We start from the raw sequence: 8,405 nt of genomic DNA on the forward strand, positions 1-8,405 counted from the left end.
ATGCCCACGCAAACCCAAGCCGCCGAACCGGGCCCCCAGGCCCGCTACGAGGCCTACCTGAACGAAGGCCGCTTCATGCTGCAGCGCGACCGCGCCAGCGGCGAATTCTTCTTCTATCCGCGCGTGGCCGCGCCGCGCAGCGGCTCGCGTGACCTGGAATGGGCCGCGCCCAGCGGGCTGGGGCGCATCTACGCCGCCACCGTCATCCATCCCCGGCCGCCCGAAACACCCTACGGCGTGGTGCTGGTGGACCTGGACGAAGGGCCGCGGCTGATGTCGCGGGTGGACGGCATTCCCGCGCAGGAGGTGCGCATCGGCGCCCGGGTACGCGCCCGCGTCGTCCAGGAGGCCGGATGCGGCGTGCTGGTGTTCGAACCTGTCGCGGAGCAAGCATGACCCAAGACCGTTTCCCGCGCGGCAAGGCCGCCATCGTCGCCGGCGCCACCTACGGCATCGGCCAGACCCCGGGCATGAGTTCGATGGACCTCGCGGTCCAGGCCAGCCTTGCGGCCCTGGACCAGGCGGGGCTGCGCCCGGACCAGGTCGATGGACTCTTCATCGGCCTGCCCGATGACTTCATGTCCGGCCTGGGCTTTGCCGAATACCTGGGCGTCTCGCCCCGCCTGACCGAGAACAACCGCACCGGCGGATCCTCTTTCCTGACGCACGCCATGTGGGCCGCGCTGGCGTTGGAAGCGGGGCAATGCGACGTGGCGCTGATCGCCTACGGCAGCAACCAGCGCAGCGGCGCGGGCAAACTGGTGAGCTCCATGCGCCCCGCCCCCAACGAAGCGCCCTACCGCCTGGCGCGTCCGGTGGGCGCCTATGCGCTGGCAGCCTCGCGCTATGCCCACCAGTACGGCCTGAAGCGCGAACAGCTGGGCGCGGTGGCCATCGCCGCCCGCCAATGGGCCATGCTCAATCCCGAAGCCTACATGCGCGAACCCCTGGACATGGCGCAGTACCTGTCTGCCCGCCTGGTGGCCGAACCGCTGAGCGTGCGCGACTGCTGCCTGGTCACCGACGGCGCGGCCGCCGTCGTCATGACCCGCGCCGACCGGGCCCGCGACCTCTGCGCCCGGCCCGCCTATCTGTTGGGCGCGGCCGCCGCCACGGACCACCGCGAGATCACCAACATGCCCGACCTGACGGTGACCGCGGCCGCACGCAGCGGCGCGCGCGCCTTTGCCCAGGCCGGCGTGCGTCCGCAGGACATCGACGTGCTGGAGCTGTACGACGCCTTCACCATCAACCCCATCCTGTTCCTCGAGGACCTGGGTTTCTGCGCCAAGGGCGAAGGCGCCGCGTTCGTGGAAAACGGCCGCATCGCGCCGGGCGGCGAGCTGCCCGTCAACACCAACGGCGGCGGCCTGTCCTGCGTGCATCCCGGCATGTACGGCCTGTTCACCATGGTCGAAGCCTATGTGCAGCTGGCCGGCCTAGGCGGCGCGCGACAGGTGCCCGGCGCCCGCCTGGCGCTGGCGCACGGCAACGGCGGCGAGCTGTCCAGCCAGGCCACCCTGATCCTCGGCACCGCCGAAACGCTCTGAATCCGACAAGGAAAACCATGAACCACACCGCATTTCGGCTTGACCAGCGCAGCATCATCGTGACGGGCGCGGCCCAGGGCATAGGCCGCGCCATCAGCGAACTGGCCATGCAATTGGGCGCGCGCGTGACCGCCGTCGACATGAACGCCGACGCGCTTGCCGCGTTCGAGCGCGAGGCGCCGCAAGGCCAGCTGCTGACCCTGGCCGGCGACGTGTCGGACCCGGCATTCGCGGCCGCCGCCGTCGAGCGCGCGGCGCAGCATTACGGCGCGGTGGACGGCCTGGTGAACAACGCCGGCATCACGCGCACCGCCATGATAGAAAAAATGACCCAGGAAGCCTGGCAAAAGGTGATCGACGTGCACCTGACCGGATCCTTCCAGTTCCTGCAGGCCGCCGGCCGCCACATGCTGGCGGCGGCGCGCGAGACCGGCAAGCCCGGCGGCTCCATCGTCAACATCACCTCGGACGCGGGCCGCCGCGGCACCATAGGCCAGATCAACTACGCCGCGGCCAAGTCCGGCGTGCTGGGCCTGACCATGAGCGCCGCGCGCGAATGGGGCAAGTACGGGATACGCGTCAACACCATCGGCTTCGGCGTGGTGGAAACGCCCATGACGGAGACCATACGGGGGGACAAGTTCCGCGACACCTATCTGTCGCAGATCCCGCTGGGCCGCTTCGGCCAGCCTGGGGAGGTGGCGTGGCCGGTGTGCTTCCTGCTGTCGGATGCCGCCTCGTACATGACGGGCCAGCACCTCTATGCCAATGGCGGCATGACCATAGGCATGTAGGGCAAACCAGGGCCGCGGCCAGATGCTACTGGCGGCGGCCCGCGGCGGCCTCAGCCGTCGATGCCGCGCGAGGTCAGATAGTCGTCGTAGCCGCCGCGGTAGTCGACGATCTCGCCCGAGGGCAGGATCTCGATCACGCGCGTGGCCAGGCCGGACACGAACTCGCGGTCGTGCGACACGAACACCAGCGTGCCTTCGTACTTTTCCAGCGCGAACTGCAGCGACTCGATCGATTCCATGTCCAGGTGGTTGGTGGGCTCGTCGAGCAGCATGACGTTGTGCCGGCCCAGCATCAGGCGGCCGAAGGTCATGCGGTTCTTTTCACCGCCGGACAGCACCTTGGGCGCCTTGGGCAGGTCGTCCGCCGAGAACAGCAGGCGGCCCAGCACCGAGCGGATCGACTGGTCGTCGTCGCCCGGCTGGCGATGGTCGCCCATCCAGTCCAGCAGGTTGATGTCGGTCTGCAGGAACTGGTCGGACACGTCCTGGGCCATGTAGCCCAGGTCGGCGTTCTCGGACCACTTCACTTCACCCGAATCGGGCTGCAGGTCGGTGGCCAGAAGGCGCAGCAGCGTGGTCTTGCCGACGCCGTTGGCGCCGATGATGGCAATCTTCTCGCCCGCGTCGACCATGGCCGAGAACTTGCGGATGACGGGCGCGTCGTAGGCCTTGGACAGGTTTTCGACGGTGACCGCCAGGCGGTGCATGACCTTGTTCTGCTCGAAGCGGATGTACGGGTTCTGGCGCGACGAGGGCTTGACCACGACCTGGTCGGCCTTGATGCGGTCGATCTGCTTCAGGCGCGAGGTGGCCTGGCGCGACTTGGACTTGTTGGCGGCGAAGCGGCGCACGAAGTCCTGCAGTTCGGCGACGCGTTCCTTGGCCTTGGCGTTATTGGCCACCAGACGCTCGCGCGCCTGGGTCGAGGCCAGCATGTAGTCGTCGTAATTGCCCGGATAAATGCGGATCTCGCCGTAGTCCACGTCCGCCATGTGCGTGCACACCTGGTTCAGGAAGTGGCGGTCGTGGCTGATGATGATCATCGTGCTCTGGTAGCTGTTGAGCACGTTTTCCAGCCAACGGATGGTGTTGATGTCCAGGTTGTTGGTCGGTTCGTCCAGCAGCAGCACGTCCGGGTTCGAGAACAGCGCCTGCGCCAGCAGCACGCGCAGCTTCCAGCCCGGCGCCACTTCGCGCATCGGCAGGTTGTGCTGGTCGACGGCGATTTCCAGGCCCAGCAGCAGTTCGCCGGCGCGGGCTTCGGCGGTGTAGCCGTCGTACTCGGCGAACTTGGCCTCCAGGTCGGCCGCGCGCATGTAGTCGTCTTCGGTCGCCTCCGGATTGGCGTAGATGGCGTCGCGCTCGGACATGGCGGCCCACATCTCGGTGTGGCCCATCATGACCACGTCCAGCACGCGCAGGTCTTCAAACGCGAACTGGTCCTGGCGCAGCTTGCCCAGGCGCACGCCCGGCTCCAGCGACACGTTGCCCGCCGAGGATTCCAGGTCGCCGCCGATGATCTTCATGAAGGTCGACTTGCCGGAACCGTTGGCCCCGATCAGCCCGTAGCGGTTGCCTTCCCCGAACTTGACGCTGACGTTCTCGAAAAGGGGTTTGGGACCGAACTGGATGGTGAGATTGGCGGTGGATATCACGGTGTGTTTTAGAGGCTAAAGGCGTCTGGGACGCGTGCGGGAAACCTGACATTGTACCAAGCCCGCTTGTCGTCCGCCCTGTCGGGCGCATGGCCCCTCGCATCGCACCCCTGATTTCGGGTCCTGGGGACGGCCCGCCAGCCGTCCCCAGGACCGGATTGCGGCTATTGGTTCACGTCGACGACATACCTGCCGCGGTTGCCGCCCGCCATCATTTTCGCGGCCAGCTGCGGCACCTGCGCCAGGCCGGCCGTCATGACGATGTCGGCGAACGGGGTATCGCCGTAGACCCGGCCCAGCCGCTCCCAGGCCTCACGCCGCCGCGCAGCCGGGCACATCACCGAATCCACCCCCTGCAAGCGCACGCCGCGCAGGATGAAGGGCATGACCGTGCCGGGCAGATCGAAGCCTCCGGCCAGGCCGCAAGCCGCGACCGCGCCGCCGTAATCCATCGAGGCCAGCACCCGCGTCAGCACTTTCGAACCCACGGTATCGACCGCGCCGGCCCAGCGCTGGTTTTCCAGCGGCTTGGGAACCTCCCCCCACTCCGGACCGGCCACCACTTCGGCCGCGCCCAGCGCAACCAGATAGGGATGCACGGCCTCGCGCCCCGGCTGCACCAGCGCCGCGACCCGATACCCCAGGCGGGCCAGTAGCGCCACCGCGACGCTGCCCACCCCGCCTGAGGCGCCGGTCACCAGCACCGTGCCAGCGCCGGGCCGGATGCCCGCGGCTTCCAGCTCCATGACGCAGAGCATGGCGGTCAGGCCCGCCGTGCCGATGGCCATGGCCTTGAAGCTGTCCAGCCCCGGGGCCAGCGGCACCAGCCATTCCGACTTGACCCGCTGCACCTGGGCATAGCCGCCCCAGTAGCGCTCGCCTACGCTCCAGCCGGTCAGCACGACGGAGGATCCCACCGGATAGGCGGATGCGCCAGACTCGAGCACCGTGCCCGCCAGATCGATCCCCGGCACCATGGGAAAGTCGCGCACGATCCTGCCCGTGCCCGTCACGGCCATTGCATCCTTGTAGTTCAGGCTCGAATAGTCGACCTTGACCGTCACGTCGCCGGCGGGCAGTTGGGCGATGCTCAAGTCCTGCAACCGGCACTGCGTCTTGCCATCCTCCTGCGTCAGCACCAGGGCTTTGAATGGGTCGTCATGCTTCATGCGGCGTTCCTCTGCGGTTGATGTGTGTGTAAGGCTTTAGTCGACCCGGCTGCCCGACAATTGCACGAGCTCGCCCCAACTGCGGTATTCCTGGCGCAGCAACTGCGAGAATTCCTCCGGCGTGTCGACGCGTGCGAACGCGCCGATGGCCTTGAGCGATTGCGACAAGGCCGGCGTGGCGACCGCGTCCCGGATCTCCTGGTTCATGCGCTGTACGACAGGCTTGGGCGTGCCCTTGGGAAACAGCACCCCCAGCCAGGGATTGGCCTGGAAGCCGGGATAGCCCGCCTCGGCGAAGGTCGGCGTGTCCGGCAGCATCGGCAGGCGCTGGCTCGCGCCGACCGCCAAGGCCTTCAGACGCCCGGACTGGATGTGAGGCAGGGTGACCGCCACCGTGTCCAGCCCGATGGCGACGTTGCCGGCAATCATGTCCGTCATGGCCTTGGCGCTGCCTTGGTACGGAATATGCGTCAGCTGCAGCTTGGCCTCGCGCTGCAGCATCACCATGCCCAGATGCGACAGGGTGCCGTTGCCCGACGAGGAAAAATTCAGCGCGCCGGGATGGCGCTGCGCGTAGTCCCGCAAACCCGCCATGTCGTCGAAAGGCTGGGCGGCGTTGACCACCAGCACCATGGGCAGGTCCGCCACCAGGCCGACGGGCTCGAAGTCGCGCAAGGTGTCATAGCCGGTCGACTTGTAGAGGTGCGGATTGCTGACCAGCGAAGCGGTCGCCGACAGCATCATGGTGTAGCCGTCGGGCGCAGCCTTCGCCAGCGCCGCCAGCGCGATGCTGCCGCCCTGCCCCGGGCGGTTTTCCACGATCACGGGTTGGTTCAACCGAGCCGACAGTCTCTCGGCCAGCAGCCGCGCCACCGCGTCCGTCGCCTGCCCCGGCGGGAAACCCACCAGCAGCTTGACCGGTTTGGCGGGCCATTCCGGCCCGGCCTGCGCCGGGGCCGCCGCGATCAGCCCCGCCGCCAATATCCACCCTGCTGTCCATGCGCGCATCGTCGTCTCCTCCTTGTGGCGCCCGCAGCCTGTCTCGAGGCGGCTGCGTGGCGATGGAATCGTTCCTAGATGACGCCCTGCTCCCGCAGGGCTGCCTGCTGTTCGCCGCTGATGCCCAAGGCGCCCAGCACTTCCACGTTGTGCTGCCCCAGGCTGGGGCCCGCGTGATGCACCGCCCCCGGCGTCGCGGAAAACCTGGGCACGACGCTCTGCATCCGCACCGGCCCCAGTTCCTCGTCCTGCACCGAGACGATGCCCTGGCGCGCCGCGATGTGCGGATCGCGGAAGATGTCGGCGATGTCGTAGATCGGGCTGAACCCGACCGCGTGGGCATCCAGCAAGGCCGCCAGCTCATCGAGCGTGTGGCGGGCGATGGCCGCAGCCACCAGGGCGTCTAGCGACTCGCGGTTGCGCACCCGCTCCGGATTGGTCTGGTAGCGCGGGTCTTGCGCCACGCCGTTCAGCTCCAGCGCCACGCACAGGCGTTCGAAAATACGCTGCGTCGACGCAGCGATGGAGGCCCAGTAGCCGTCCCGGGTCCGGTAGACGTTTCCAGGCGCGGCATACTGGCTGCTGTTGCCCAGGCGGCCGCGGACGATGCCCAGCTGGTCGTATTCGATGGGCAGGAAGTCCATGACCCGGAACATCGATTCCATCAGCGAGCAATCGATCTCCTGGCCTTGCCCCAGCGGCGCGGCTTTTTCGCGGTACAGGGCGGCGACGATGCCCAGCGCGCCGAACAGGCCAGCCACCGCATCCGCGATCGGAAAACCCATGTGCAGGGGCCGGCCCTCCGGTTCGCCGCAGATATTGGTCAGGCCGCTCATGGCTTCGAACACGCGGGCGAAGCCCGGCTTGTTGCGGTACGGGCCGGTCTGGCCGAATCCCGTCACGCGCAGAATGGTCAGCGCCGGGTTCTGCTGGCGCAGCCACTCGCCCGGCATGCCCCAGCCGTCCAGGGTTCCGGGGCGGAAATTCTCAACCAGGACGTCGAAGTCCGGCAGCAGCCGGGCCACGATGTCGCGGCCGGCGGCGGTGCGCAGATCGACCGAAATGCCCTTCTTGTTGCGATTCGCGACCTTCCACCACAGCGGCACGCCGTCCTTGTGCGGCGCCAGCGCGCGCAAGGGATCGCCCGGCCCGGGGATCTCGACCTTCAGCACATCCGCGCCCAGGTCCGCCAGCAGCGTCGCGGCCCATGGCCCCGCCACCACCGTGGACAGATCAAGGATACGCACGCCTTTCAGCGGACCCGCACTTTCCTCGAAACTCATCTGCTGACTCCCCAAGCCTGGCCGGACCCATCCGGCCGGCCAAGCGATATGAACGCATCAAGTACGGAGAATTCTGTGCTGAAATCGACCCATCCGGAATGGGCATTTTTAATAAAGCAGTTATCTCAAATCGAGATGGATGGCAGCCATGGACCTGAAGAACCTGAGGGTGTACACCCGCATCGCCGAAGCCGGCAGCCTGACCCGGGCAGCCGCCGCGCTGGGCATTGCGCAATCGGCCTTGAGCCGGCAGTTGTCCGAACTGGAACAGGAGTTCGGCGGCAGGCTGTTTTTCCGCACGGGGCGCGGCGTGCTCCTGACCGAACTGGGCGAAAGCCTGATGCCGCGCGCCCAGGCATTGTTGCTGGAGGCCGACCAGTTGCTGGAAGAAGCGCAGGCCGCCCAGCGCAAGCCGGCCGGCATCGTCAACCTGGGGGTGATACCGTCGCTGTCGCAGCCGCTCATCGGCATGCTGTTGACCTACACGCAGGCGCGCTATCCCGGCATCCGGCTGCGGGTCTTCGAAGGCTATAGCGGTGAAATCGAGGCCTGGCTGGCCAATGGCAAGATCGACATCGGCATCTACAACCGATACCGCGCCGCTTCCACCCGCCTGCAAGAAGTCCTGTTCGAAACCGAAATGAGGCTGGTGACCGCGGCCGGGTCGGCGTTGGCCGCGCGGCGCGAACTGCGCCTGGCCGATCTGGCCGCGACGCCGCTGGCCCTGCCGGTGCGCCCGAACTCGCTGCGCGCGGTGCTGGACAGCCTGACCTTGCGCGCCGGCATCGAACTGAATGTGGTGCTGGAAGCGGACTCCGGCGTGGTCATCAAGGACGCGATCCTGCGCGGCGGCCTGCACAGCATCCTGCCCAGCCACGCCGTATCGGCGGAAATCGCGGATGGCAGCCTGGTGGCGGTCCGTCTGGCCGACCCCGTGATCCGCCAGACGGTGCTG

General features: G+C 67.7%; 8 protein-coding genes. 4 read left to right on the forward strand and 4 right to left on the reverse strand.

From position 1 onward, the window contains the following. Genes BRO63_RS16340 through BRO63_RS16350 form a run of 3 tightly spaced genes read left to right on the forward strand, consistent with a single transcriptional unit; the run spans position 1 to position 2,344 of the window. Positions 1–396 (forward strand): Zn-ribbon domain-containing OB-fold protein, encoded by a 396-nt coding sequence (locus tag BRO63_RS16340; RefSeq protein WP_088140790.1) that lies wholly within the window; start codon positions 1–3, stop codon positions 394–396. Continuing rightward, on the forward strand, positions 393–1,550 hold the full coding sequence (locus BRO63_RS16345; RefSeq protein WP_088140748.1) for a thiolase: 1,158 nt from the start codon (positions 393–395) through the stop codon (positions 1,548–1,550). The genes BRO63_RS16340 and BRO63_RS16345 overlap by 4 nt, the downstream gene beginning before the upstream one ends. Before the next feature lie 17 nt (positions 1,551–1,567). Further along, a complete protein-coding gene (locus tag BRO63_RS16350; RefSeq protein WP_088140749.1) occupies positions 1,568–2,344 on the forward strand; it encodes an SDR family NAD(P)-dependent oxidoreductase in 777 nt (258 codons plus the stop codon). Positions 2,345–2,394: 50 nt separating this feature from the next. Here BRO63_RS16350 and BRO63_RS16355 read toward each other — a convergent pair whose 3' ends face one another. The 4 genes from BRO63_RS16355 to BRO63_RS16370 form a co-directional block, all read right to left on the reverse strand. After that, entirely contained in the window at positions 2,395–3,999 is a 1,605-nt protein-coding gene (locus tag BRO63_RS16355) for an ABC-F family ATPase (RefSeq protein WP_088140750.1), read from the reverse strand. A gap of 164 nt (positions 4,000–4,163) precedes the next feature. Further along, complete coding sequence (locus tag BRO63_RS16360; protein ID WP_088140751.1) at positions 4,164–5,168, reverse strand: MDR family oxidoreductase; 1,005 nt, start codon at positions 5,166–5,168, stop codon at positions 4,164–4,166. A 36-nt stretch (positions 5,169–5,204) separates the two neighbouring features. After that, positions 5,205–6,176 (reverse strand): Bug family tripartite tricarboxylate transporter substrate binding protein, encoded by a 972-nt coding sequence (locus tag BRO63_RS16365; protein WP_088140752.1) that lies wholly within the window; start codon positions 6,174–6,176, stop codon positions 5,205–5,207. Between the two features lie 65 nt (positions 6,177–6,241). Next, a complete protein-coding gene (locus BRO63_RS16370; RefSeq protein ID WP_088140753.1) occupies positions 6,242–7,450 on the reverse strand; it encodes a CaiB/BaiF CoA transferase family protein in 1,209 nt (402 codons plus the stop codon). 148 nt (positions 7,451–7,598) lie between these two features. Here BRO63_RS16370 and BRO63_RS16375 point away from each other — a divergent pair. After that, on the forward strand, positions 7,599–8,405 hold an 807-nt coding region (locus BRO63_RS16375), incomplete at its 3' end, for a LysR family transcriptional regulator (protein WP_088140754.1).

Source organism: Achromobacter xylosoxidans (assembly GCF_002192695.1).
Classification (GTDB): Bacteria; Pseudomonadota; Gammaproteobacteria; order Burkholderiales; family Burkholderiaceae_B; genus Achromobacter; species Achromobacter xylosoxidans_C.

What these genes read in the sequence shown, in the direction of transcription:
- BRO63_RS16350 (WP_088140749.1), top strand. Translation starts at nt 1,568, where the DNA reads ATGAACCACACCGCATTTCGGCTTGACCAGCGCAGCATCATCGTGACG.
- BRO63_RS16370 (WP_088140753.1), bottom strand. Translation starts at nt 7,450, where the DNA reads ATGAGTTTCGAGGAAAGTGCGGGTCCGCTGAAAGGCGTGCGTATCCTT.
- BRO63_RS16365 (WP_088140752.1), bottom strand. Translation starts at nt 6,176, where the DNA reads ATGCGCGCATGGACAGCAGGGTGGATATTGGCGGCGGGGCTGATCGCG.
- BRO63_RS16360 (WP_088140751.1), bottom strand. Translation starts at nt 5,168, where the DNA reads ATGAAGCATGACGACCCATTCAAAGCCCTGGTGCTGACGCAGGAGGAT.
- BRO63_RS16345 (WP_088140748.1), top strand. Translation starts at nt 393, where the DNA reads ATGACCCAAGACCGTTTCCCGCGCGGCAAGGCCGCCATCGTCGCCGGC.
- BRO63_RS16340 (WP_088140790.1), top strand. Translation starts at nt 1, where the DNA reads ATGCCCACGCAAACCCAAGCCGCCGAACCGGGCCCCCAGGCCCGCTAC.